We start from the raw sequence: 26,071 nt of genomic DNA, 5'->3' as shown, positions 1-26,071 counted from the left end.
TTACTCCTGCTTGGAAAGGACGCTCAGAGGGACTACCAGAACTGCTTACGAACCGCTCCTAGTTCCACCAGCAAGATCAGGTACTGCAAATACAGCGTTGCCTATGCAATTTGCGTACGCGCGCTGACGCCGAATACGTCAGACGCATGCAGTGAGTTATAGATGAATAAGCGCCGGGCCGTAGCACTTAACGTGCGCCATGGCCGCTCGGCTAGTGCTCAGCCTTGTGCGTCAGCCCGCGCCGCGTGCGGTTTTTCGTCTCGGCCAGTTTGTAGGCCACGTAGTACTTGTAGATATTGCCGACGTAATCGACCGTCTCGCGGCCGACCACCCGCGCCGCCGAGTGCTCGACATTGCCGAACCAGACGTTCTGATCCAGCCCTGACTTCTCCGCCAGGCGGCGAAACTTGCGCAGGTTGCCGGGCCCGGCGTTGTAGGCGGCAAAGCTCAGCAGGGTCTTGTTCATCGGCGTCAGTTCGGGGTCGTCCAGGTACTTGTCGGCCAGCACGCGCATGTACTTGCTGCCCGCCTCAATATTCTTGTCGGCGCTCTTGTCGATACCCCTGATGCCCACTACCGGGTCCGCCGCCGTGGTCGGCAGCAACTGCATGATGCCCACCGCCCCACGCGGGCTGCGCGCCGCCTGGTTGAGCTGCGACTCCTGATACCCCTGCGCCATCAGCATCAGGTAGTCGAACTCATAGGTGCCGGCGTGCTTCTCAAACAAACCGACCAACTCGTTGAATTTCTTCAGCTCCGCCTCGCTGGCGGCATTCAGCACGCGCTTGCTGTTCTTCACGTACTTGTTGCGCAGGCTGTTGCCAAACGCCGTGCCGGCCTTGTGCTTGTCCACAAAGGCCGCCAGCTCCTGCTTGAGCAGCGGGCTGCTCTTGCGGATCGCCCAGGCAAACTCCGCGCCCTCATGGATATAGAACTCATCATGAATCTGCAGCTGGCTATACAGCGGGCTCCAGGCCTCGACGATATAGCGGTCGACCACGACGGCATTAAGCAGCCCGGCGTTGAGCATTTCCAGCAGGTCTTCGGACTCCAGGTTCTCATCCGCCGCGATGATCTTGATCGGCTTCAAGCCGCGCGCTTTGAACTGCCGATTGATGCCGACCAGGTGCTCGAAATAGCTGCTTGAAGCGCGCACCGTGACCTCCTGCCCGGCGAGATCCTCCAGCGTGCTCAGCGCGGCACTGGACGGCCCGGTAATCACCGCCTCACGGATATTGCTGGAGAACGGTGCGGCAAAATCCACGGTCTGCAGCCGCCCCTCGGTAATCGTCAGGCCACCGGCGGCGATATCCCCACCGCCGCTGAGCAACCGGGGCATCAGCTCATTGCGCGCCACCGGAATAAACATCACCTGCCAGCGCAACGACTTCTGCGCATACGGGTGCCGGGCGTTGAGCCACGCCTCCAGCGCCTTGCCCAGCTCATAGCTGATGCCCTGCTGGCGGCCGCGATCGACCATAAAGAAGGTCTTGCTGTACGGCACCAGCACCCGCACCAAACGCCGCTCACGCATGCCATCGAAGTCGCCGATCCAATCCTCCGGCACCGGCAGCACCAGGCTATCCACCTCGGCTTCTTCGGCCTCATTGAGCTGCGTCGACATCCAGTCAAACAGCCCGGCCTGCGCCACAGGGCTGGCCACGCACAGCCACAGCGCAGCCAGCACACACCCGCCCATCATCCGATAACCACGCATGGCCGCTCTCCGCCTAAGCCGTTGCCTCACTCTGCGGCTAAATACTGGCCCACAGCCTGCAGCTGCGCCAGGCGAGCACAGATGCCGATTTGCCTGTGCGCGCCAGTCCGTTAAGCTCCAGCAACTGCCCCTCCATCGCACAAGGATGCCCACCATGCTTCGTTTGCTTTCCCTGGCCGCCGGCCTCGCCCTCTCCAGCAGCGCCTTCGCCCTGTCGCTGGCCGACCTCTCGCAAAGCGACGCCAGCGGCGGCCTCAAGGACGCCCTCACCCAAGGCGCCAAAGTAGCCGTGCAGCAACTGGGCAAACCCGGCGGTTTCAGCAACAACCCGGACGTGCGCATCGAACTGCCGGGCAACCTCGGCAAAGCGGCAAAAACCATGAAGATGATGGGCATGGGCGCACAGGTTGATCAGCTCGAAGCGAGCATGAACAAAGCCGCCGAAGCCGCCGTACCGCAAGCCCAGGCGCTGCTGGTGGACTCGGTGAAAAAGATGACCGTGCAGGACGCCAAAAGCATCCTCGCAGGCTCGGACGATTCCGCCACCCAGTACCTGAACAAGACCAGCCGTGAACAGATCCGCGCCAAGTTCCTGCCTATCGTCAAGCAAGCCACCGACCAGGTCGGCCTGGCCAAGCAATACAACAGCTTCGCCGGCCAAGCCGCGAGCTTCGGCGTGATCGACGCGAAAAGCGCGAATATCGAGAACTATGTGACCGAGCAGGCGCTCGACGGCCTGTTCACCATGATCGCCGAGCAGGAAGCCAGCATCCGCCAGAACCCGGCTGGTGCGGCGACCAGTTTGGCTAAGAAGGTGTTTGGGGCGTTGTAAGACGAGTTAGGCAGGTGTGGAAAAGCCAGACCGTGAGGTCTGGCTTTTTTGACCCTCCAGCTGCTGGCTCAGCTAAAAAACCTCTCTCCTCAGCTTTGATGTGCAACTGCTAGCGTCTTCAAGTGGCTACACACATCTGCTTTTCAGATTCGAATTTGATTAAGTTTGAACAGCCGTTTATCAACTTCGCACTGAAATAGTTCAGGCTGACTGCCATCGAATTCGCGCAGAGCAAGCTGTATTTCCAGCTTGGTTTCTTCACTAACCCGACATCCAAGAATTACCGATTTTATGCTTGCCCTAGGAAAATCGAAGAGGTGGTATTGGCTGCCTCCAACCATCTTGATTTCAGACGAATCCTTGAGATCAACCATCATTCTCCACTCCTTCTCGTACTCCCAATCATTACTTTTTGTTAATAAAGCACTCAGATCCTTAGCAGTTATCAAAGTCAGCATTGGTCTTTCAGGCGAATAGACAACGCGACGGAGATACCGGAGCTCGTCAGCCTCGCTGCGCCTTTGATTGAAGAAAGCGTGTGACGGATCAAACTCGATTACAAAACCAGTATGGGCTGCTGCGTAATGAGCCCACATTAGTAGGTCATCCGGTGATTCGGTCAGGCAAAGCATGCCCATTCGTTCTTCTGCAACCGAGTAAAAGCGTGAATAACCTACTTCGATTCCCGGTGTTAGCCGTACCATTAAATCAGGAAGCTTCTGCTGAATAACTTGCTTCATCCGTTCGATATATTCGTCTTGGGTAAGCTTTCCTTCGAGCTCTGCTGGCAGCTCTGGTGGGTTTTTCACCAGCTCAAAATAAAGTTTCTCTAAGACTGCTTCGGCCATCTCCCTATCGGATTCAAACAATTGCATTGGCGGCTTCAGTTCGAATGGGTCGTTTAGGTTTAACGGCGACGAGAAACAAATTTTTCCAGTGCGCAGCACATCAGTCCTTGCAGGTGGAAAATACTTGAACAGCCGAAAATCTTGATCCACTGCCATTCCTCCAAAAACGATAGATCATCATGCCATGCCACTATTTCTTGCCTCTACGTAAAATGCTTTCACGACACATGAAGCTCGCTGGATGGGCCGAGTACAGAGATACCCATCAAGCCTCTAATACACGCCGCATCTTCATCGCCTGAGAGTCACCATTTCGCCCTTACGGCGAGTCACTTTCTCTTTGCGCGCGCAAAGAGAAAGTAACCAAAGAGAAAGCGCGCCCGGCATCCGGGTTTCGCTTCGCTCAACTCCCCTCACTCCGGTGCTGTTCCGAGGGTCGTCACGGTGGGCCATCCCTGGCCCATCGTTCCTCGTTTGGCATCCATGCCAAACGCCCCTCTCCACAGCACCTGCGCTCGGCCTCCTGACGGGATTCGGGGATCGCGTTGCCTATGCAATTTGTGGATGGCAGAGCGTAAAAGCCGAAGCAAAAGCATCGCGGGCAAGCCCGCTCCTACAGGTTCGGCGGACATTCGTAGGATGGGTTGAGCAACGCGATACCCATGCGATTAATTGATGGGTACCGCTGCGCTCAACCCATCCTACGCAGCGCTGGTTTGGCCTTTTTGTCATTTGCCCACAATCTCGCAGACGACGCGAAACGCCCCATCAGAAGGCCGAGTGGAATCGTTGCGCAAGGGGTTGAGCGGCATGGATGCCGCGAGAGCCGCGATGGGCCAGGGATGGCCCTTCGCGGCGGGCCCCTGGAGCAATGATGGAGCGAGGGAACCCGACGCAGTCGGGCCGGATGCAAGGGGCAAGACCTCTTGGTTACTTCTGGGGCGTTTGCCAGAAGTGACCCGCCGTAAGGGCGGAACCGTTAGCCCAGCCAACGCATAAGCGGCGCAAACAAAGCCCCTAAAAAACAGCAAAGCTCGCGGCTAAAGCCCCTCCCACGGGCTGAATGCGCTCCCCGCCTTTACAAGGCGCAAAAACAAAACCCCGCCAATCAGCGGGGTTCTGTCAGTCAGGCGCCAGGCTTATTCCGCCTGCGCCACCAGCACATCATTCTGGTTACGGCTCCACTGCGGCAGCAGCGTCCCAATCAACATACCGGCCATGCTGAACAGCAAGCCCGCCAGCTGTGGCGGCCAGAAGGCGGCTTCGCTCCAGGTGTATTCCAGATAGATCCACGACACCAGACCAAAGGCGATGGCCACCAGCGCGCCCTGGGTGGTCGCGCGCTTCCAGAACAACCCGGCAAACAACGGCACCACGGCCGCGACCAGGGTCACCTTGTAGGCGTTGCCGACCATCTCGTAGATGCTCGCATCCGAGTACAGGGCAAAGCTCAGAGTGGCCACGGCGCAGACCACGATGGTGACGCGCATCAGCAGCAGGAACTGCTTGTCGTTGAGCACCGGCAAAAAGCGCTTGAGAACGTTCTCGGTCAGAGTCACCGACGGCGCCAGCAGGGTGCCGGAGGCGGTGGACATGATCGCCGAGAGCAGCGCACCGAAGAACATGATCTGGGCAAACAGCGGGGTCTTTTCCAGAATCATCAGCGGCAGAATCATCTGCGAATCTTCGGCCAGCCACTTATCGACCAGCGCCGGGTCGATCATCGAGGCCGCGTACACCAGAAACACCGGCAGCATGCAGAAGCCGAGGTAGAACACCGCACCGGTCATCGAAGCGCGGGCGGCGATGTTCTCGCTCTTGGCCGACATCACGCGCTGGTACACGTCCTGCTGCGGGATAGAGCCGAGCATCATAGTCACCGCCGCGCCGATAAAGGCGACGATGTCCTTGGGCTCGAAGGCGTGCATAAAGGTGAACTTGCCTTCGCTGGCCGCCTTACTGATCACCAGGTCGGCGCCGCCAGCCATGTCGCTGAACAGCCAGACCAGATAAATCAGGCCGACGACGATGATGATCATCTGGAAGAAGTCGGTCAGGGCAATCGACCACATACCGCCGAACAGGGTGTACAGCAACACGATAAAAGTGCCGAGGAACATACCCTGGGTGGTGCTGATGCTGCCGTCGGAGATGACGTTGAACACCAGGCCCAGCGCAATCAGCTGCGCGGCGATCCAGCCCAGGTAGGACATGACGATGACCAGGCTGATGATCAACTCGACCTGCGGGCCGAAGCGCTTTTTGAAGTAGTCGCCGATGGTCAGCAGGTTCATCCGGTACAGCGGCCGGGCGATGATCAGGCCGACCAGGAACAGGCAGCCGAAGGAGCCAAACGGGTCTTCGACGATGCCGGCAAAGCCTTCTTCGAGGAAGGTAGCGGGGATGCCCAGTACCGCTTCGCTGCCAAACCAGGTGGCAAACACCATGGCGGCGACGATGGGGAAGCCCATGCTACGACCACCGGAGGCGAAATCGCGGGTGTTGTGCACCCGGGTGGAGGCGTAGAAACCGATGGCGACAGTCACCAGCAAATAGAGCGCAACGAACCAGATCAGCATGCTTTCCCGTTCCACAGACGTCAGCCCACCGCATGCATGGCCCGCGCAGGCTGCGCGGGACGGATCGATGGGCTACAGGTTTTTGTTATGACCATTCTCGACGGGGTGCTGCACGCGCCCGTCCAAGGTCGCGCAGTCTGGCAAATACGTAAAATATGTCAAACAAAAACGACGAAACGTAAGCAGATAATTCAGCAAAACGCCCTGCATGCCTCTGTAACAGACTGTAATCGCTGTAAAAGCCGCATACAGCCCAGCTCGGGCAGTTGCATATTTTTGACAGCAGCCCAGCAAACGCTCTAATCGCCAGGCATAAAGAAGCCAGGCACTGGGCCTGGCTTTTTCACATCAGCAACCGCCGCTTCAGGCTGGCTTTGACTCCGTTTGCTTGACCAGGAACCAGCGAGTAGCACGGACAACGGCAGCAACGGTGGATGAAAACGCGTCATCCACCCTACGCCAGAATCACCAATGGGCCGCCCCGTAGGGTGGACAACGCGAAGCTTGTCCACCGGTATGCTCAAATCCTCCGTTACCCGCCATCGCCATCACAGGTGCTGGTTGCCAATCCGCAATGTCGCCCCCCCCAACAGCAGGCTGCTGCGTAGCCGAGTGCAGTAACGCCCGCAGGGCGAGCGCAGCAAGTAGCGGCATCATTACGAGGGGCTGCGAGGGCCGTGTTGTTCGCTAGCGTTTCGGCGCTGATTGCCGAAAAACGCTGCCGCGTACCCGCGCCATACACAAGTGGTTAGAGCTTTACCATTTGCTCCAACTGCTCTGCGCAGCTGCGGGCTTGGCTGAGCATCGTGCCAAACGGTGCACTCACAAGCTCATCGTGGCCCAGCCAACTCACTTTCTGGGTCAGGCGGTAGTGATAGCGAATGCCACCGCTGATCTTTTCCCCATCCAGGTCGAGGTCGTACCAAGGCGAGCGGACTTCGCAGCGCTGGATCGGCTTGTCCATCTGCGCACCGGACAAGGTAACGGTGTAATCAACCGTATCCGGATCGCCTACGTAGAGGTCGGCACGTTGATCGTTACGCCGATAGTTGAGCAGGTCGCTCCATTTATCGTTGAGATAGGCGTCGCTGTAGAAGTAACCACCGTCGAGCTTCTCAAGTGCCCGCTGGTTGGTCATTGACACCTTGATGCTGTAACGCTCGGGCACTAAAAACCCCAAGCTTTCGCGACGAACTTTGCAGTCGCTGATTGCCATCCCGAAGTTGTCGCAGAGATTCTGATCCGAAGCGGTGGCGCCTTGATAGCTATCGGCCAGGCTCAACTGCATCAACGGCTGACGGGCGAATGCGACCGTAGCCTGAGTAGCTGCGCCCCCGGTCTTATCAAAATGTGCCTGCTTATCGAGGCGAATGCTGACTTCAGGACGCGCCAGCGCAATGTGCTCTTCACGCACCTGCCCTTGCACGTCGCTTACCAAAGCCCAACGATCCTGGATGTCAGACATTGTCTGGCCAGGGGCAAACACCGGATTGGTGGGGTCCAGCCACCAGACCTGGTCAGCCACTTGGGCGCGCACGATTGCATGGTTTGGTGCACTGGTACCTGGGATCAACAATGACTCCACCACATCGCCCCGGCTGACCCAGGCGATTTCGGCGCTAATGCCGCTCGCCCTGAGCATGGCGGTCAGCAGTGTGGCAAGGTCCTTACAGTCACCATAACCGCGCTGCTCGATTTCCTGCAGATTGAATGGCACATAGCCGCGCTCAGAAGCCCGCCAATCACCCAGGTAGCGGTAATGCGCATTTAGATGCTGCATCAGTTCGGCTACTTGTTGGGCGGGTTCAAGCCCTTTCACCGCGGCGACCGCTATGGCGCTGTCCGGCGGTAGATCGGCGCTGAGTATTTGGCTGTAGCGCTGGGCTAAACCGCCGAAGTAGCGCTGCACTTGCACAGTACTGCCAAGCTCTATCCGCGGAATACGGCGTATATAGGCATTGTTCGACTCATTGATGTAGCTGCTAAACACCGGCGCTCGTTGTTCGATATCCAGCGCCTTGCCGTCGGCCGAAGCGGAGATGGTGAAATCGTCCATCAACTCGCTGCGCCACTGAATTGGCTGCTCGGCGGTGAAGCGCGCCTTGAACCGGTCCCGGCGAACGGCGTTGGGGGCAAACCGCAGGCTGTAATGGAACTCGCTGAGCAGAGGCTGCGCAGCACTGCGCTCACGCACGGTATAGCGAACTTGAGTCCCGACACGCAGCGCCGGAAAAGCCAGCGATGTCTGTTTCTCGCGGGAGAAACCCTGATCGGGATTGGGCGCCGTACGTGTATCGATCTGCGTTTCATGCAGAGGCGTCGGCTGGCCGCCGGGTTGCACATACTCGGCGTTGATCACCTCAAACTCGTCAGTTTCGACATAGCTGAAATCGATTCGCGAGAGCATTTCGCGGCCCAGCGGTTTGAGAATGGTGTAGCGATAGGTGGTTGTGCAGTCTGTGCTGACATCACGACTGAAGTGGCAGTGCATATCAATATCACTGGCCAGCGGTGCTTCGGCCAAAGGTTGGAGCGCAGCCGAAACGCTGTGCGTAAGCGCAATCAGACTGATACCAAGCAGTGGCCGGTAGAACGAAAAACATTGCATAAACGCCTCTGTAAAACGGCGCCACGGGCACCGAAAGGCCAGGGATGATCGCCCCAATGAAAATCAATCGCAACAAGAAATGTAATTTTTTGTTATCACGCAAACGCCTAGGACGCCCGAGATAGACGCCTCAACGCAGCTACCTGTGCAGTTAACGACGCTCAGATGCTGCAGTTTTTTAACCGGCGCAATAAAAAAGCCAGACCCGCTGGGCCTGGCTTTTTCACATCAGCAAGCGCCGACTCAGGCTGGTTTCGCTTCCACTTCCTTGACCCGGAACCAAGCCGCATACAAGGCCGGCAGGAACAGTAGGGTCAGCGCGGTGGCGACGATCAGGCCGCCCATGATGGCCACGGCCATTGGCCCGAAGAACACGCTGCGCGACAACGGGATCATCGCCAATACCGCCGCCAGGGCGGTCAGCACGATGGGGCGGAAACGCCGCACGGTGGCTTCGATAATCGCGTGCCAACGGTCCATGCCGGCGGCGATGTCCTGCTCGATCTGGTCGACCAGAATCACCGAATTACGCATGATCATCCCCGACAGGGCGATGGTGCCGAGCATGGCGACGAAACCGAACGGCTGGCGGAAGATCAGCAGGAACAGCGTTACGCCAATCAGCCCCAGCGGCGCGGTGAGGAACACCATGGCCGAGCGCGAGAAGCTCTTCAGCTGCAGCATCAGCAGGGTCAGCACCACCACGATAAACAGCGGGATACCGGCGTTGACCGAAGCCTGACCACGGCTGGAGTCTTCCACGGTGCCGCCGACGTCCAGCTGGTAGCCGTCCGGCAGTTGCGCACGCACGGGCTCCAGAGTCGGCAGGATCTGCTTGATCAGGCTGGCTGGCTGTTCCTTGCCATACACATCGGCACGCACGGTGACGGTCGGCAGGCGGTTGCGGTGCCAGATGATGCCTTCCTCGAAGCCGTACTCCAGGGTGGCGATCTGCGACAACGGCACGCTGCGGCCATTGTCGGTGGGCACCGCCAGGCTTGGCAGCAGGCCGAGTTCCTGACGCTCACTCAGGGTGCCGCGCAGGAGGATTTCGATCAGCTCGTTGCCTTCGCGGTACTGGCTGACGGGCGAGCCGGTCAGCGAGCTTTGCAGGAAGCGTGACAGGTCGGCGGTGCTGACGCCCAGGGCGCGGGCGCGTTCCTGGTCGATGTTCAGGCGCACGACTTTGCTCGGTTCTTCCCAGTCCAGGTGCACGTTGCTCACATGGCTGTTCTCGCGCACCTTGTCGGCGACCTGACGGGCCAGTTGGCGCACTTCGTCGATATGCTCACCGGAGACGCGGAACTGTACCGGGTAACCCACGGGCGGGCCGTTTTCCAGACGCGAGATGCGCGTGCGCAGGGTCGGGAACTCGTCGTTGAGCACCTCGATCAGCCAGGTGCGGATCTTCTCGCGGTCTTCGATGCTTTTCGCCAGCACCACAAACTGGGCAAAGCTGGCGGCCGGCAGTTGCTGGTCCAGCGGCAGGTAGAAGCGCGGCGAACCGGTGCCGACGTAGGCGACGAAGTTGTCGATGCCTTCATGGCCACTGAGCAATTTTTCCAGACGCTTGGCCTGCTCTTCGGTGGCGGCCAGGGAGGCGCCTTCGCTGAGTTTGAGGTCGACCATCAGTTCCAGACGGCCAGACGCCGGGAAGAACTGCTGCGGGACAAAGCGGAACAACAGGATCGAGCCGACAAACAACGCAATAGTCAGCACGATCACGGTTTTACGCCGACGTACGCACCATTCCACCGCCGTACGCACGCGCCGGTAGAACGGCGTGCCGTAGGGATCGTGACCGTCGGCGCTGCCGCCGTGCTTGGCCGCGTGCAGCTTGGCCAGGTCCGGCAGCAGTTTGGCGCCCAGGTACGGCACAAACACCACGGCGGCGATCCACGACACCAGCAGGGCAATCGCCACCACCTGGAAGATCGAGCGGGTGTATTCGCCGGTGCCGGACTGCGCGGTGGCAATTGGCAGGAAGCCGGCGGCGGTGATCAGGGTGCCGGTGAGCATCGGGAAGGCGGTGCTGGTCCAGGCATAACTGGCCGCTTTGATGCGGTCATAGCCCTGCTCCATCTTGATCGCCATCATCTCCACGGCAATGATCGCGTCATCCACCATCAAGCCCAGCGCCAGCACCAGCGCACCGAGGGAAATCTTGTGCAGGCCGATGCCGAGGTAGTACATGGCGGCAAAGGTCATCGCCAGCACCAGCGGAATCGACAGCGCTACCACCAGACCGGTGCGCAGGCCGAGGGAGAAGAAGCTCACCAGCAGCACGATGATCACCGCTTCGGTGAGCACGCGGACGAACTCGCCGACGCCGGTTTTCACCGCAGCCGGCTGATCGGAAACCTTGCTCAGCTGCATGCCGGCCGGCAGGGTTTCCTGCAGGCGGGCGAACTCGCCTTCCAGGGCCTTGCCCAGCACCAGAATGTCGCCACCGGCTTTCATCGATACGGCCAGGCCAATGGCGTCTTCGCCCATATAACGCATACGCGGTGCGGGTGGATCGTTGAAGCCGCGCTTAACCTCGGCCACATCGGCGATGCGGAAGGTGCGGTCGGCCACGCGAATCGGGAAATTGCGGATTTCATCGACCGTTTCAAAACGCCCGGTGACGCGCAGTTGCACGCGGTCGGAAGCGGTTTCGAAGAAGCCGGCGGCGGCCACGGCGTTCTGTTCTTCCAGCGCCTGTTGCACGGCCGCCAGCGGCAGGCCGAGGGTGGCCAGCTTGGTGTTGGACAGCTCGATCCACACCTTCTCGTCCTGCAGACCGAGCAGGTCGACCTTGCCGACGTCCTTGACCCGCTGCAGCTGCAGCTGGACGCGGTCGGCGTAATCCTTGAGCACGGCGTAGTCGAAGCCTTCACCGGTCAGCGCATAGATATTGCCGAAGGTGGTGCCGAATTCGTCGTTGTAGAACGGCCCCTGAATGCCCTGGGGCAAGGTGTGGCGAATATCGCTGACCTTCTTGCGCACCTGATAGAACAGGTCGGGAATGTCCGCAGAGTGCATCGAATCACGGGCGATAAAGGTCACCTGGGATTCACCCGGGCGCGAGAACGAGACGATCTTGTCGTAGTCGCCAGTCTCCATCAGCTTCTTTTCGATGCGCTCGGTAACCTGGCGCGACACCTCTTCGGCGCTCGCCCCTGGCCAGTTGGTGCGCACCACCATGGCCTTGAAGGTAAAGGGCGGGTCTTCGCTCTGGCCCAGCTTGGTGTAGGAAATAGCCCCGACCACAGCCAGCAGCAGCATGAGATACAGGACGATCTGGCGGTTGCGCAGCGCCCAGGCGGATAGGTTGAAATCCATCGGGCTTACTCCTCGACCGTCGGGCTGGCCTGAGCCGTCAGCTGCACAGCACGATTGTCGCGGTCAACCGGACGCACCTGCTGGCCTTCACGCAGCACCTGACCACCGGCTGCGACTACCCAATCGGAAGCGCTCAGACCTTCGAGCACCGGCACGGTCTTCTCACCGTAAGCGCCGATACGTACATCGGTGCGCTTGAGGGTGGAATCCTTCGGATCGACCACCCAGACATAGGGCTGGCCCTTCTCCGCCGTCAGCGCCGACAGCGGCACGGCCAGCGGCACATCACCGTTGTGGGCGATAAACACGCGGGCGCTTTGGCCCAGCTCGGCCGGCACCTTGCCTTCCACGAAGGCGACGCGGGCGGCGAAGGTGCGCGATTGTGGGTCGGCCGATGGCGACATCTCGCGGATGCGCCCGGGGAAGCGCTGGTCCGGCTGCGACCACAGTTCAACTGCGACATCCTGACCGACCTTGAAGCGCTCGAAGGCTTGCTCCGGCAGGTTGATCAGCACTTCACGCTCGCCGTCCGCAGCCAGGGTGAACACGGTTTGCCCAGCGGCCACCACCTGGCCAACTTCGACCATGCGCTGCGCCACAACACCATCCTGCGAGGCGCGCAGCACGGCGTAACCGGCCTGGTTGTTGGCCACGTTGAATTCGGCGCGCACCTGCTTCACCCGCGCCTCACCGGAGCGGTAGGTGTTTTCGGCATTGTCGTATTGCGAACGGCTGACCAGGTTGCGCGCCAGCAGGGTCTTGTAGCGATCACGTTCGGCGCGTACCAGCTGCAGGTTAGCCTCGGCCGCTGCCACCTGGGCGCGGATGGCTTCCAGCTGCAGACGCACGTCCTGCGGGTCGAGTTCAGCCAGGGGCTGATCCTTCTTCACCCGCGCGCCGACATCGACCAGACGCTTGGCCACCTTGCCACCGATGCGGAACGCCAGCTCCGGCTCCAGGCGCGCGCGCACCTCACCGGGGTAGGCATCCATCAGGTCGCCAGCCAGCTGTGGCTGCACCACCATGGCCGGGCGCACGGCAACCTTGGCGGGTTCGCCATTACCGCAAGCGCCGAGCAACAGGGTAAGACTGACAGGCAACGCAACAGACAGTGCATGACGAAACATGATGACTAACCTTTGTGGAGGCTTTTGAATAATTAAACTGACAGGTATAGTAAAAATAGCAAACTCACTAGTCCAGTATTAAAAACGACCAATGCCAAACAAAGTGTTGCCAACCAGCGGCCCCGGTCGCCCAAAAGACCTGGCCAAGCGCAAAGCCATTCTGGAAGCGGCGAAGACCCTGTTCCTCAGTAATGGTTATGACGGTAGCAGTATGGATGCGATTGCCGCGGAAGCCGGGGTTTCCAAGCTCACGGTGTACAGCCACTTCACCGACAAGGAGAAGCTGTTTGCCGCGGCGGTGCAGTCCAAATGCGAGGAGCAACTGCCGGAGCTGCTGTTCGAGCTGAACGACGAAGTGCCGGTGGCACAACTGCTGCTGAATATCGGCCGGGGCTTCAATGAGCTGATCAACAGCCGTGAGTCGGTGGAGCTGCACCGGGTGATGGTGAGCCTGGCAGCGCAGGACTCCAAGCTCTCGCGGATGTTCTATGAGGCCGGCCCGCAGCGCGTGCTGCACGGCATGGAAGAGCTGCTGCGCCAGGCCGACCAGAGCGGCAAGCTGCGCGTACCCGACCCGCTAAGCGCGGCGGACCAGTTTTTCTGCCTGATCAAGGGCGGCGCCAACTTCCGCCTGCTGATCGGCTGCGGCGAAGCCCTGCAGGGCGCCGAGGCCGAAGCCCATGTGCGCGATGCGGTTGAAGTGTTTCTGCGCGCCTTCCGCGCCGAGTAGCGCCAGGCCTCGCCAGCCTTACTCGCTGGCGGCTTGCAGCTTCTTCTTCGGGTAGATGTCGTAGCGGCTGGATTTACCTTCCAGGGCATAACCCGGCTTGGCGCCGTCAATCAGCGGGGCCTTGCGCGGGCGCTTGACCACCACCCGGTGGCTGGCCAGGTTTAGCGCCGCCTCCAGCAGCGCCGGCGCGTCCAAGTCATCGCCGACAAACGGCCGAAACAGGCGCATTTCTTTTTTCACCAGCGCGCTCTTGTCGCGGTGCGGGAACATCGGGTCGAGGTAGATCACCTGCGGCGGCTCGCCCTGCCAGGCGCGCATCAGCTCGATGGCATTGCCATTAAGCAGTTGCATTTGCGCGGCAATTGGCGCGACGTCGCGGTCCAGCGCGGCACGGGCCAAACCATCTTCCAGCAGCGCGGCAATCAGCGGCTGGCGCTCAATCAAGGTCATCCGGCAACCCAGGCTGGCCAGCACAAAGGCATCGCGGCCCAGGCCGGCCGTGGCATCCAGCACAGTCGGGCGTACCCCAGCCTGCACCCCAACCGCCTTGGCAATCATCTGCCCACTGCCGCCACCGAACAGCCGCCGATGCGCCACCGCGCCCTCGACAAAATCCACTTTCACCGGCCCTGGTGCCTGCGGTCCCAGCTCCACCAGTTGCAAGCCGCCCTCGCCCAGTTGCAGGGCAAACTCGCTGTCGCCCTCCAGCGGTAAACCCAGGCGCGCGGCCCAGGCTTCAGCCGTCGCCTGCAGATGGGAAGCCAGGGCTTGCATACGAATTCTGGCTATTAGCCGCTCATCACTCATCAGAAAATGTGCTCAAAAATCACTCAATTGACTGCAAAAGCAGCCGATAACCTACCCGAGCGGCATTTTGCCAGACCCGGCAGCTTCCAGCCGCACCGAGTTCGCCATGTTTGATGTGATTTCTGCCCCACGCAGCGCCGCCCCGTCGGCCGCCAACACCAGCTCGATCAGCGAAACACTGGAGGAAGGCAAGCGCGCATCCCTGGATTATCAAATCCTGCGGCGCACCCTGATGCCCGATGAAGCCGAACCCAAGGCGCCCGCCAGCCCGCCAGAAACGCCCAGCGAGCCACCCGCCGTCACCGCTCAGGCCAGCGATTTTCAGGAGCTGGCCGCCCAGCGCGAGCTGGAGCTGAACGTCAATATCAACGCCGAACCGAAGAAAACCGATCCCCTGGTGCTCGACCTGGCCGGCAACGGCTTCAGCACCAGCGGCCTGAACCGTTCGGTACGTTTTGACCTGGATGCCGACGGCAAGCTCGACCAGATCAGCGTGCCCACCGGTGACGACGCCCTGCTTGCCTATGACCGCAACGGCAACGGCCGCATTGATGATGGCCGCGAGCTGTTCGGCGACCAGAATGGCGCGGCCAACGGCTTTGCCGAACTGCGCAAGTACGATGACAACGGCGACGGCCGCATCGACAGCCAGGATGCGATCTTCGAGCGCCTGAGCCTGCTGCGCTTCGACGCCCAGGGCCGGCAATCCAGCCAGTCACTGAGTCAGGCCGGGGTCAGCGCCATCGACCTGCAAGCACGCGACGTAAAGATTGCCCTGGGCGCCTATGACGAAATCGCCCAACTCGGCCGCTTCGAATTCGCCGACGGCCGCAGCGGTCAGGCAGCTGATCTATTGTTGGCGCAGCGTTAGCACGACAGCAGGCATGAGGCAGTTGTAGGTTGGCGCTGAGGCACGAAGCCCAACACCATCAACAACCTGCTAGCGGCACATCCGCCACAGCCCCATATCCACATGAAAATGGTCACGGTGCGCGGCGTTGTACTCCGGCCCCAGGGTGGTGTTGAAGCGCTTGCAGGCAGCCTGCTGCACCTGACGCAGAAACTCGGCGTTTTTGCCCTGCTTGGGCCAATCCTGCAGCACGCTGATGCGCCGACCATCGGCCAAACGAAACCCGACAATATCCAGTGCATTGGCCGAGGCATGCTGGCTGCGCCGTTGACTGCCGGCAATGGTGCGGCAGGCGAAGCTGCCGACATGCTCAACCCGCGCCACCCGCTGGCCGAAAACAGCCTGGGCAGCTGGCTGCAGATCATGCTGTTCGAACAGGGCAAAGGCCGCCGCCAGCGGGCAGCTGGCGATAAAGCTGCTGCTAAACGCAACACCTGCGCTGTGTACACGCAGGGTGTTGTTCAGCGGACAGGCCGCCTCAGGGCTACTGTCGGCCTGCGGGGTAAAGCGCAGTGAGGAGGTATTCAAGGCCTGCTGACAGAGTGCCGAATCATCCTGCAGCCGCCAGAGCTTAAAGCTGGTCAGCAGGTTCGGCGCCTCGCGAATATCCAGCACCGCCCAGGGATTCCAGCGCGGCGGCACCTCCAGCCAGCCACGCCAGGTCGCCAGCAACAGGCCGGCGAGCACTACACAAAGAATAAGAAAGGCACGAAAGAAGCTCATGCGGCGCAGCCTATCAGAGCAAACCTAACTGCTCGACCTGATCTTCGGCCTGCACCTGCGGCAAGGCCGCCAACCCAGGCAGACGCAACATCAACTGCTGATGGAAGCGCTGCGCCAGTTGCGGCGCCAGGCGGTTGTCCGAGGTGTGCAGAAAGACATAAGGCGTGCGCCCTTCTTCGATCCAGCCCGCCACCTTGTCCAGCCAGGGCGCCATAAACGGATCATTGGCCAACAACTCGGGGTGGCCAATAAAGCGCAGCTGCGGCGCCTGGCTAAAGGCCGTGGGCCGCAGCGGCAAGCGCGGTTTCTTCGCCTGCGCATGCAATACCGCCGGTGCGCTGGAGACACAGCTGAACAGCGCCCGCGAATCCAGACAGATACGCTCAATACCACGACCATGCAGCAGGCGATTAAGGCTGCGCTCCTCCTCGCCCTTGGCAAAGAACGCCGAATGACGCACCTCGACGGCCAGTTCCTCGGCCTGCCAGGGCTCGATAAACGCGCTCAGCTCCGCCAGACGCTGCGGGCCAAAGCTCGCCGGCAGCTGTAACCAGAACGGCGCCACCCGCTTACCCAGCGGCGCCAGCAAGCGGCGGAAATCCTCGGTGGCGCTTAGCTGGTCACGCAGATCGCCGTTATGGCTGATCTCGCGCGGCAACTTGGCGCAAAAGCGCAGATGCGCCGGCATGCGCTCGGCCCAGCGCGCCACAGTCTCAACAGAAGGCTGTGCATAGAAGGTGGTGTTGCCCTCAACGGCGTTGAACACCTGGGCATACAGCGGCAGAAAATCGGCATTGCGACAGCCGCCTGGATACAACGAGCCGCGCCAGGCGGGCTCGCTCCATGACGGGCAACCGAGGTAGTAAGGCAACATTAATTAGGCGTAAAGATCGAGGCCGAGCACCTGCTGGGCATCCGTCTCGCTGGCGAAACTGGCGGTTGAGCTGTAGCTGGCCAACGCCTGGGCGGCGCGGTTGTTTAGTGGGGGCTGGTAGAGCTGGTCTTGCAGACGCGATGGCAGGCTGTCGCTGCTGGCATTACTGGCTTCGACCTTGCGCGCCTGAGCGACTTGTTCGAAACCCTGGGTGCTGGCTGGGGATGCGGGCTGCTCACGACGTTCCTCAATCTCGCGCTGCGCTTCGCGAAATGGCGTAACCGCAGAGCCCGGGCGGGCACTGCGGTCTGGCGAATAAGAGGAAGTAAAACCGTCGATACGCATCAGTTACTGCTCGGCTTGCTTAGCCAACGATGGACACAAGTGATGGCAATTTAGCCCCCGTAGACCGGCTTGGCAATCAAGCGCGGTGCAACGCGGCAATATGCGCGACAGAAGGTGCGCCGGTATCGGCGGTTTAAATCGGAGCCTTGGGCGTGGCCACTTGATCACGTAGATAAACCGGTTGCGCCAGGTCAGCCACCACCGCCTCACCACGAGCCCAGGCAAAGCGCGCCAGGCTGAGCAGGTCTTCGGCGTGCGGCAGCATGGCGACATCCTGTCCGCTGACCGCAACCGGAATACGCGCGGCAAAGGTGCCCCAACCGGTGCCGGCAGCAAACCAGTCACCGCTGGCATCACCCGGCAGGCTGGCACGCTCCGGAGGCAATACAGCCTCGACGCCGGCCAGACGCATCTCGCCCTGCTCGGCGCGGTAGCAACCCCAATAGACCTCATCCATACGTGCATCGATGGCCGCTGCCACCTGCTGCGCGCCGTGTTCGCGAAAGCTGCGCTGAGCCAGCACGGCGAGGTTGGACACCGGCAGCACCGGACGCTCCAGGGCAAAGGCCAGCCCCTGCACCACACCGATGGCAATTCGCACACCGGTAAAAGCACCCGGGCCACGGCCAAAGGCAATCGCATCGAGCGCCGACAACGGCACCCCAGCATCGGCCAGCAGCTGCTTGATCATCGGCAACAGACGCTGGGCATGCAGGCGCGGAATCACTTCGTAATGGCTGAGCACCTGGCCGTTATGCAGCAGGGCAACGGAGCAGGCTTCGGTGGCGGTATCCAGGGCCAGGAGAGTGGTCATTGCATTCGGACAGGTGACGAAATGGATCGGCATTAGAACGGCTTGGGGCTTTTTTTTCCAGCGCAATCATTAGGGGCTGTCACACGAGCGGACTCGAAGAACTACAGGCACGCAGCGGGCCCGAACAGCTCCGCTGCTGCCAGAGTAAAGCGCTTACCAGGGCTCGATAACGGTCTTGGCGTCCCAACCTTGCAGAGGCGCTTTCGACCAGGTGCCATAAGTGGCATTAGGGAAGACGATCCACTCGGTGCCCCATTTGCTTGATTCGGCGGCGACGGTGGCGCGCTGATCGGCCAGTGGTGTCTTGCGGAAGCGCCCATCGAAGTCATGCAGCGTATCGCCCAGCAGCAGCACGATCTGATGATCGGCACTGACGATGGCGCGGCGCTCGACCTTGGGCGGGCCTAGCAGCAGCACGCTTTGTTCAGAGATCTGCGGCAATCCGAGTTTGCTCAGGGTGGCCAGGGTGTGTGGCTTCTGCTCGTCGGCACGGTCAGAGATATAGCGAATGGTCACGCCAAGCTTGTCAGCGTGCTCAAGGAACTGCTTCGCCCCTGGAATCAGTACTGGGGTGCCGTCGCGCTCCCAAGGCAGCCAGGTGTCCCAGGCGTCATAGGTGTGACAGTTGGCCAGGTCGCGTGCCAGCAGCGCGCTGTTATCGATAACGGTTTCATCCAGATCGGTGACGATGGCCAGCTTGGACGGGTCTTTCGCCGCAGCCACTGCCGCATCCAGTTTCAGGGTGGCGATGTTGTAGGCCTGCAGCTGCAGGGCCTGAACTTCCGCCGATTGCTGCTGGAAACGCAGGCCCATGGTGAACTCGGCAACGCTGCAGTCGGCCTTTGGCTTCACTGCGCTATCGGCAAAAGCCGCAGGGCTCCCCACCAGCGCTAACGCAAGGCCCAACCAGATGGCACTCTTTGCTGTTTTCTCGGTCATTGAATGCGCTCTCTTCCTTAGTATGGGTTAAGGCTTGAAGTCTACGACCCTCTCATCGTGGTATAGACCAGAAGCGATGCTAGCCTAGGCGCGCAAGGTTACTGTTCTATGAACGACGTTCAGCGAGTCCAGCGCGCCAACCGCAGAAACGACAACGGCCCGCAAAAGCGGGCCGTTGGCTGACTGCAGCAAGGCTTAGCTGAGCGCAGCGAGCACCTTGGCAGTGATCTCGTCGACCGAGCCAACGCCGGCGATGGCGCTGTACTTCGGCGTGCCGTCAGCGGCGGCGAGCTTCTGGTAGAAGTCCACCAGCGGCTTGGTCTGCGAGTGGTAGACCGACAGGCGATGACGCACGGTTTCTTCTTTGTCGTCTTCGCGCTGAATCAGCTCGTCACCGGTTTCGTCGTCAATACCGGCAACTTTCGGCGGATTGTGTTCGGTGTGGTAGACGCGGCCCGATGCCGGGTGCACGCGGCGACCGGCAATACGGCCGACGATTTCTTCGTCATCAACGGCAATTTCGACCACGTTGTCGATGATCACGCCGGCTTCCTTCAGGGCTTCAGCCTGAGGAATGGTGCGCGGGAAGCCATCAAAGAGGAAACCATTGGCGCAATCAGCTTGGGCGATGCGCTCTTTAACCAGATTGATGATCAGGTCATCGGAAACCAAACCACCGCTGTCCATTACGCTTTTGGCAACCAGGCCCAGTTCTGTGCCGGCCTTGACCGCAGCACGCAGCATGTCACCGGTGGAGATTTGCGGAATACCAAATTTCTTGGTGATGAAACCAGCTTGGGTACCTTTACCGGCACCGGGCGCCCCCAGCAAAATCACACGCATCGATGTGCTCCTCAAGATTTAAGTAAAAATCGTCGGACTCGCCTCGTGGGGCCAATCTCAGAATTGTTCAAGCAGCGCTGCCAAACTGGGCCAGAGTGCCGAAAGGCCGCTCAAGATACACAGCGCACCCATAGCGCACAAGCCACCGAAAGTCGGATACACCTGCGACCACTTCTAGCAGGTAGTGCTTTATGCCGCGCACTACATCTGCACCGCCGAAAGCACGACTGCCCTTATCAATCCACCTAGCCGGTATTGCGCAAACCGGCCGCAATGCCCGCCACACTGACCAGTAATGCCTGTTCCAGAGGGCTGTCAGCCTGATTGTCGCGCAGCCGGGAGCGGGCCAGCAGCTCGGCCTGGAGCAGGTGCAGCGGGTCCAGGTAGGTGTTGCGCACGCTGATCGACTCCAGGGTTTCCGGGCTATGCGCCAAGAGCTGCGACTGACCGGTCAAACCCAGCACTGCGACCACTGCCTGCGACAATAGGCCGCGTAGATGCTCGCCCAGCGGACGCAGGGCTGGCTCGACCAAACGCTCGTCATACAACTGGGCGATGGACTCGTCGGCCTTGGCCAGCACCATCTCCAGCATGTCGATACGCGTGCGGAAGAACGGCCAGTGCTCGCGCATCTGCCCAAGCAACTCGCCTTCTCCGCGCTGAAAAGCGTTATCCAGCGCCGCTTCCCAGCCCAGCCAGGCCGGCAGCATCAGGCGGGTCTGGGTCCAGGCGAAAATCCACGGAATCGCACGCAGGCTCTCGACGCCACCCTCGCGGCGCTTGGCCGGACGGCTGCCCAGGGGCAAGCGACCCAGCTCCTGCTCCGGCGTGGCCTGACGGAAATAGTCGACGAATTGCGGATGCTCGCGCACCACCGCGCGGTAGGCGCTGACGCCATCGCTGGCCAGTTTGTCCATCAACTCACGCCAGGCCGGCTCCGGACTAGGCGGCGGCAACAAGGTGGCTTCCAGCACTGCTGCCAGGTAGAGATTGAGGTTCTGTTCGGCGATATCTGGCAGGCCGAATTTGAAACGAATCATTTCACCCTGCTCGGTGGTGCGGAAACGCCCCGTCACCGAACCCGGCGGCTGCGACAGAATCGCCGCATGCGCCGGGCCACCGCCACGCCCTACCGTGCCGCCGCGACCGTGAAACAGCAGCAGCTCGACATCCTGTTCACGGCACACCTGCACCAGGGTTTCCTGGGCGCGGTACTGCGCCCAGGCCGCCGCCGTGGTGCCGGCGTCCTTGGCCGAGTCGGAGTAACCGATCATCACTTCCTGCGGCCCATGCAAGCGCGCGCGGTAGCCATGCAGCGCCAGCAGCCGGCTGATCACCGGGCCAGCGTTGTCCAGATCGGCCAGGGTTTCAAACAACGGCACCACGCGCATCGGCCGTTGCAACCCGGCTTCCTTGAGCAGCAGTTGCACCGCCAGCACATCGGAGGCCGCACCGGCCATGGAGATCACGTAAGAACCCAAGGATGCAGCGGGCGCGCCAGCGACTTCACGGCAGGTGGCCAGCACCTCCTCGGTTTCGCCGCTGGGCTTGAAGTGCCCCGGCAACAGCGGCCGGCGGTTTTCCAGCTCTTTTAGCAAGAACGCCAGGCGCGCCTCCTCATCCCATTCGGCGTAACGGCCCAGGCCGAGGTAATCGGTGATTTCACTCATGGCGGCGGCGTGGCGACTGGAGTCCTGACGCACATCCAGACGCACCAGAAACAGCCCAAAGGTCGCCGCGCGGCGCAGACAATCGAGCAGCGGGCCATCGGCGATCACGCCCATGCCGCATTCATGCAGCGACTGGTAGCACAGGGTCAGCGGCTCCAGCAGCTCGCGGTTGTCCTGCAGCACGGCTGCGGGCGCTGGAATCTGCTCATGCAGCGCGGCCTGAGCCCAGCTGCGGGTAGCGCGCAAACGCTCACGCAGTTGCTTGAGCAGGCTGCGATAGGGTTCGGCACTCGCCCCCACCCGCGCCAGCAGCGCCGGGCTGGCCTGCTGCATGGACAGTTCGGCAGCCAGGTTATCGACATCACGCAGGTACAGGTCCGCCGCCATCCAGCGCGCCAGCAGCAGCACTTCGCGGGTAATGCTTGCGGTGACATTGGGGTTGCCGTCACGGTCGCCGCCCATCCAGGAGGCGAAGCGGATCGGTGCAGCGTCCAGCGGCAGGTGCAACCCGGTGGCGCTGTGCAGCACCTGATCGGCCTTGCGCAGCACGTTGGGGATGGCATGCCAGAGCGAATGCTCGATCACCGCAAAGCCCCATTTGGCTTCATCCACCGGGCTTGGCCGGCTGCGGCGGATTTCCTCGGTGTGCCAGGCCTCGGCAATCAGCCGCTGCAGGCGCTGTTTGACCTGCTCACGCTCGGCCGCCGAGAGATCGCTGTGATCGCCAGCCGCCAGCTGTTCGGCCATCGCATCGTATTTCTGGATCAGAGTGCGCCGCGCCACTTCGGTGGGGTGCGCGGTCAGCACCAGTTCGATATCCAGGCGGCCGAACTGACGGGCCAGGGCCTCACCCTTGTGCCCGTTGCTGGACAACCGCTGCAGCAGATCAGCGAGGATATTGTCTTCAAACGGCTGCGCTTCACCCTGCGCGCGGCGGCGTACGCGGTGGTACTGCTCGGCGATATTGGCCAGGTTGAGAAACTGGTTGAACGCCCGCGCCACCGGCAGAAGTTCGTCATCATCCAGTTGGTTCAGGGTTGCACTGAGTTGCTCTGCGCCCTCCTGCGAGCCACGGCGCGAGGCCTTGGCGCCCTTGCGAATGCGCTCAATCTTGTCGAGAAAGGCAGCGCCATGCTGCACGCTGATGGTGTTACCCAGTAGTTCGCCGAGCTGGTGGACGTCCTCGCGCAGACGCGCGTCGATTTCTGCCATGAGTATTGCCTCCGCTGATCCTGCCTCCAGAGTGCCCAGCGCGCCAACTTCTTACAAGTGCGCGACGCACAGGCCGCACTTATCGGCCTAAGCACTAGTCTTAACTATGCAGCCTGGCTAACAAACGGCGGGCATAGAACAGACACGAGGCAATCATGAAGATTCGCGAGCTTGTTCAGCACTGGCAGGAAAATGCCCAGGGGCGGCTGAGCGTAACGCCTTATCAGATAAGGCTTGATCTGGAAGCCGCCGCGCGCCTGGCGGCACTGCAGGAGATGTACCCCAAGCACCACGTTGAAGAGCTGCTGGGCGAATTGCTCGGCGCGGCGCTCGATGAGCTGGAAGCCAGCCTGCCCTACGTTCAGGGCAGCAAGGTGGTGGCCAGCGATGAACAGGGCGACCCGCTGTATGAAGACATCGGCCTGACACCGCGCTTCCTCGCCCTGTCACGCCGGCACTTGCAGCGCCTTAGCGAACAGCAGAAGCAGGCTGGCTAAGACTATTGGCCTTCGCTGCAACGCACGGCTTGCTTGCGCTGATCGACCAGCACGCCGCTCAGGCCCTTCTGCTCCAGATCAAACAGCACTAGCACGCCATCGATGCACTGGGCGACCTGGCTGGCGGGTTTGAGTGAGACTTTGTAATCCTCACCGGGCACCGTCTTGAGCATGGTGAACTCGGACAGCAGCAGGGCATCTTCCGGCTTGGCGATATGCAGGTAGCCGTAATAGCCGAGCACAGCCACCGTGGCGCAGATACTGCCGATACCGGTGAGGATCAGCGGGATGGGGTTTACTTCACTCATAACAGACTCTCAAAACTCACAGTTAGCGGGCTAAGCACAGGCGCCGCAGCTTGCAGCAAACACTCGCGCCTGCAAAGGCCCAGATTGCCGCATCATTTACCGCCAGCGCGTACTTCCTCGCGGGCCTTGAAGGTCGCTTCATACACACGCTCGGCCAGGCGCGAGAACGGTAGGCTCTGCACCCACACGGTACCGGTGCCCTTGAGCGTGGCCAGAAGAATGCCCTCGCCGCCGAACAGCATGCTTTTCAGGCCGCCGGCCAGGGCGATGTCGTAATCGATGCCGCTGGTAAAGGCCACCAGGCAACCGGTGTCCAGGCGCAGGGTTTCGTTGTTCAACTGCTTACGAATCACCGTGCCGCCGGCATGCACAAAGGCCAGGCCGTCGCCTTCGAGCTTTTGCAGGATAAAGCCCTCGCCACCGAAGAACCCGGCGCCTAGGCGCTTGTTAAAGCTGATGCCGACCGCCGTGCCGTAGGCCGCGCAGAGAAAGGCGTCCTTCTGGCAGATCAGCGTACCGCCATGCTCAGCCAGCTGAATCGGCACCACGGTGCCGGGGTACGGCGCGGCAAAGGCTACGCGCGCCGGGGTTTTGCCGGCATTGGAGAAGTGCGTCATAAACAGCGACTCACCCGTGAGCATGCGCTTGCCAGCACTCCACAACTTACCCAGCACACCCGTGGCCGCACCATCGCCCATACGCGTTTCAAAGCGGATGCCGTCGGTCATGTAATTCATCACCCCGGCCTCGGCGATCACCGTTTCGCGCGGATCGAGAATGATCTCCACGCTCTGCGCAGAGGCGCCGAGGATTTCGTAGTCGAGTTGGTGGCTGGGCATGCAGGGCTCCTGGCAATTAGACGAGGATTCGGTGAAGGCTCCCCGGATTTCATCCGGGCTACGAAACTACAAAACGACCTGACTGCATTGGATGAAAGCGTCGCGAGCGAAGAGCAGGCAAGGCGAAGATGAGGCCGGAAAGCGGAGTTTACTGCTGTAAATGAGCATTTCCGGTCTCATCTTCAACGCCGCATGATCAAGCGCAGCAGCTTTCAGAGGATATTGGCGTAGTCGGCTTCGATCCGATCCAAACTCAGGTGATTGAGGAAGTTGGAGAAGCACATCCAGGCCGACAACGAGTTGAGGTCGCTGAACTGCGGTGGCAGGTACTTGGGCGCGACGACCAACCCCTCATCCACCAGCTGGCGCAGGGTGCGCATATCTTCCAGGGTGGTTTTGCCGCAGAACAGCAGCGGAATCTGCTCCAGCTTGCCTTTGCGCACGGCGAGCTGGATGTAGTTGTAAATCATGATGAAGCCTTTCAGGTAGGACAGGTCCTTGGTGAAAGGCAGACCATTGGGGGTGGAGCCACGGAACACCCGGTTGGCGTTGCTGTAGCTGTCTTCCTGGCTGAAGCCCTGCTCGCGGTAGAAGTCGAAGACCTGCAGAAAATCCGCGCCCTCTTCGGCCATATGAATGGCACGGGTGCGGTTAGTCAGCTTGCGTAAACGCGTTGGATAAGAGGCGAAGGTGATCACCTCCATCAGGATCGCCAGGCCTTCCTGAGTCACCGTGGACGAGGGCGGGCCCTTGGCCAGAAAGGTGCAGATCGGCTGGTTCAGCCCGTTCAGGGTAGTGGCCACATGCACCAGGCCCTCATGCACTTCCAGGGCTTTTACATCGCGCTCATTGAACATCGCATCGGCGCGGATCTTGATGTAGTCGGCGCCAGCGGCAGCGTCGGCAAGAATGCCGTCGGACTCGAACACCCGAATGGTGCCTTCCTCCTCGCCAAACACCTTGTTCAGGCGCTGTTGCAGCAGGTTGACCGCCTCTTTAGCGCTTAGGGTCTTGGCTTCGTCCTTGAGGTCGCCGCGCTTGTCGATGTTATTGAGGAAATCAGAAAACATCAGGCCCAGGTCGGCCAGGGTCGGGTCGCCGGCATGGAAGGCATCAGACGCCGCGCCGTAGAGTTCCTGGCTGATAAGGCCGAAGTCTTCGGTGCCGCGTGCTTCAAGCATGCGGATGACCATGCGGTACTCGCGGCACATGCGGCGCATGATCTTGCCCACCGGGTTGAACTGGCCGAGCTGGCGAGTGATATCGCGCTCGATATTCTGGAACTCCAACTTCTTCGCCGCCGCATCAAAGGGCAGCGGCCGGTTGGCGTAGTAACCACGGTCAACGGCGGGCAGCTTCTTGCCTTTGTGCTTGAGAAACTCGCTGCGGATCGAGTCATCCCACTTCACCGCATCCAGCACGCGAATCGGCGTTTGCGCGTCGACCAGACGGTCGGACAGCGCGCGCACGATCAACTGATAGTCGTCCAACCCGGTATGACTGTTCATGCTTTCCTCACCACAAC

The 26,071-nt window shown here is 60.9% G+C and carries 21 protein-coding genes; 4 read left to right on the top strand and 17 right to left on the bottom strand.

Translation table 11 applies throughout. The features are described from left to right. Window positions 1-211 precede the first annotated feature (211 nt). Window positions 212-1,717 carry a lytic transglycosylase F gene (locus tag P3C18_RS06890; RefSeq protein ID WP_275961099.1) on the bottom strand — a complete coding sequence of 502 codons (1,506 nt, stop codon included), beginning with the start codon at window positions 1,715-1,717 and terminating at the stop codon, window positions 212-214. A gap of 154 nt (window positions 1,718-1,871) precedes the next feature. On the opposite strand from P3C18_RS06890, the gene P3C18_RS06885 reads away from it, so the two are divergent. Next, the gene (locus P3C18_RS06885) at window positions 1,872-2,549 is read left to right on the top strand and encodes a DUF4197 domain-containing protein (RefSeq protein WP_275961098.1); all 678 of its coding nucleotides are present in this window, start codon (window positions 1,872-1,874) and stop codon (window positions 2,547-2,549) included. A 143-nt stretch (window positions 2,550-2,692) separates the two neighbouring features. Here P3C18_RS06885 and P3C18_RS06880 read toward each other — a convergent pair whose 3' ends face one another. From P3C18_RS06880 to P3C18_RS06860, 5 genes are all read right to left on the bottom strand, one after another. Beyond that, a complete protein-coding gene (locus tag P3C18_RS06880) occupies window positions 2,693-3,547 on the bottom strand; it encodes a DUF2971 domain-containing protein (protein ID WP_275961097.1) in 855 nt (284 codons plus the stop codon). 989 nt (window positions 3,548-4,536) lie between these two features. After that, window positions 4,537-5,976 carry a sodium:solute symporter family protein gene (locus tag P3C18_RS06875; RefSeq protein ID WP_275961096.1) on the bottom strand — a complete coding sequence of 480 codons (1,440 nt, stop codon included), beginning with the start codon at window positions 5,974-5,976 and terminating at the stop codon, window positions 4,537-4,539. 748 nt (window positions 5,977-6,724) lie between these two features. Next, window positions 6,725-8,584, bottom strand: coding sequence for a DUF3857 domain-containing transglutaminase family protein (locus P3C18_RS06870; RefSeq protein ID WP_275961095.1), 1,860 nt, complete (start codon window positions 8,582-8,584; stop codon window positions 6,725-6,727). A 243-nt stretch (window positions 8,585-8,827) separates the two neighbouring features. Next, on the bottom strand, window positions 8,828-11,908 hold the full coding sequence (locus P3C18_RS06865; protein WP_275961094.1) for an efflux RND transporter permease subunit: 3,081 nt from the start codon (window positions 11,906-11,908) through the stop codon (window positions 8,828-8,830). Window positions 11,909-11,913: 5 nt separating this feature from the next. Then, window positions 11,914-13,035: an efflux RND transporter periplasmic adaptor subunit gene (locus P3C18_RS06860; protein WP_275961093.1), complete on the bottom strand. Its 1,122-nt coding sequence runs from the start codon at window positions 13,033-13,035 to the stop codon at window positions 11,914-11,916. Between the two features lie 91 nt (window positions 13,036-13,126). Between P3C18_RS06860 and P3C18_RS06855 the strand changes: the two genes are divergently transcribed. Then, window positions 13,127-13,765: a TetR/AcrR family transcriptional regulator gene (locus P3C18_RS06855; RefSeq protein ID WP_275961092.1), complete on the top strand. Its 639-nt coding sequence runs from the start codon at window positions 13,127-13,129 to the stop codon at window positions 13,763-13,765. A gap of 18 nt (window positions 13,766-13,783) precedes the next feature. On the opposite strand, the gene P3C18_RS06850 is transcribed toward P3C18_RS06855, so the two are convergent. Beyond that, a complete protein-coding gene (locus tag P3C18_RS06850) occupies window positions 13,784-14,572 on the bottom strand; it encodes a class I SAM-dependent methyltransferase (protein WP_275961091.1) in 789 nt (262 codons plus the stop codon). 106 nt (window positions 14,573-14,678) lie between these two features. On the opposite strand from P3C18_RS06850, the gene P3C18_RS06845 reads away from it, so the two are divergent. After that, the gene (locus P3C18_RS06845; RefSeq protein WP_275961090.1) at window positions 14,679-15,443 is read left to right on the top strand and encodes a hypothetical protein; all 765 of its coding nucleotides are present in this window, start codon (window positions 14,679-14,681) and stop codon (window positions 15,441-15,443) included. Window positions 15,444-15,512: 69 nt separating this feature from the next. Here P3C18_RS06845 and P3C18_RS06840 read toward each other — a convergent pair whose 3' ends face one another. The 7 genes from P3C18_RS06840 to ppc form a co-directional block, all read right to left on the bottom strand. After that, window positions 15,513-16,205, bottom strand: a complete 693-nt coding sequence (locus P3C18_RS06840) for an extensin family protein (RefSeq protein WP_275961089.1) — start codon at window positions 16,203-16,205, stop codon at window positions 15,513-15,515. A 13-nt stretch (window positions 16,206-16,218) separates the two neighbouring features. After that, window positions 16,219-17,079 (bottom strand): DUF72 domain-containing protein, encoded by an 861-nt coding sequence (locus P3C18_RS06835; protein ID WP_275961088.1) that lies wholly within the window; start codon window positions 17,077-17,079, stop codon window positions 16,219-16,221. Between the two features lie 3 nt (window positions 17,080-17,082). After that, on the bottom strand, window positions 17,083-17,424 hold the full coding sequence (locus P3C18_RS06830) for a hypothetical protein (RefSeq protein WP_090387935.1): 342 nt from the start codon (window positions 17,422-17,424) through the stop codon (window positions 17,083-17,085). A 133-nt stretch (window positions 17,425-17,557) separates the two neighbouring features. Continuing rightward, window positions 17,558-18,238, bottom strand: coding sequence for a tRNA (adenosine(37)-N6)-threonylcarbamoyltransferase complex dimerization subunit type 1 TsaB (gene tsaB / locus P3C18_RS06825; RefSeq protein WP_275961087.1), 681 nt, complete (start codon window positions 18,236-18,238; stop codon window positions 17,558-17,560). Between the two features lie 153 nt (window positions 18,239-18,391). Beyond that, complete coding sequence (locus tag P3C18_RS06820; RefSeq protein ID WP_346015623.1) at window positions 18,392-19,177, bottom strand: HAD family acid phosphatase; 786 nt, start codon at window positions 19,175-19,177, stop codon at window positions 18,392-18,394. 195 nt (window positions 19,178-19,372) lie between these two features. Continuing rightward, on the bottom strand, window positions 19,373-20,020 hold the full coding sequence (gene adk, locus P3C18_RS06815; RefSeq protein WP_275961085.1) for an adenylate kinase: 648 nt from the start codon (window positions 20,018-20,020) through the stop codon (window positions 19,373-19,375). A gap of 245 nt (window positions 20,021-20,265) precedes the next feature. After that, window positions 20,266-22,902 carry a phosphoenolpyruvate carboxylase gene (gene ppc / locus P3C18_RS06810; RefSeq protein ID WP_275961084.1) on the bottom strand — a complete coding sequence of 879 codons (2,637 nt, stop codon included), beginning with the start codon at window positions 22,900-22,902 and terminating at the stop codon, window positions 20,266-20,268. A 155-nt stretch (window positions 22,903-23,057) separates the two neighbouring features. Between ppc and P3C18_RS06805 the strand changes: the two genes are divergently transcribed. After that, complete coding sequence (locus tag P3C18_RS06805; protein WP_275961083.1) at window positions 23,058-23,399, top strand: pilin assembly protein; 342 nt, start codon at window positions 23,058-23,060, stop codon at window positions 23,397-23,399. A gap of 2 nt (window positions 23,400-23,401) precedes the next feature. Here P3C18_RS06805 and P3C18_RS06800 read toward each other — a convergent pair whose 3' ends face one another. From P3C18_RS06800 to P3C18_RS06790, 3 genes are all read right to left on the bottom strand, one after another. Further along, window positions 23,402-23,707: a hypothetical protein gene (locus P3C18_RS06800; protein ID WP_090387930.1), complete on the bottom strand. Its 306-nt coding sequence runs from the start codon at window positions 23,705-23,707 to the stop codon at window positions 23,402-23,404. Window positions 23,708-23,799: 92 nt separating this feature from the next. Then, a complete protein-coding gene (locus tag P3C18_RS06795) occupies window positions 23,800-24,546 on the bottom strand; it encodes a TIGR00266 family protein (protein WP_275961082.1) in 747 nt (248 codons plus the stop codon). Between the two features lie 212 nt (window positions 24,547-24,758). Beyond that, entirely contained in the window at window positions 24,759-26,054 is a 1,296-nt protein-coding gene (locus P3C18_RS06790) for a flavohemoglobin expression-modulating QEGLA motif protein (protein WP_275961081.1), read from the bottom strand. Window positions 26,055-26,071 lie beyond the last annotated feature (17 nt).

It is taken from the genome of Pseudomonas sp. 1928-m (assembly GCF_029269135.1).
Classification (GTDB): Bacteria; Pseudomonadota; Gammaproteobacteria; order Pseudomonadales; family Pseudomonadaceae; genus Aquipseudomonas.
This window is presented reverse-complemented; position numbering and strand designations above follow the sequence as displayed.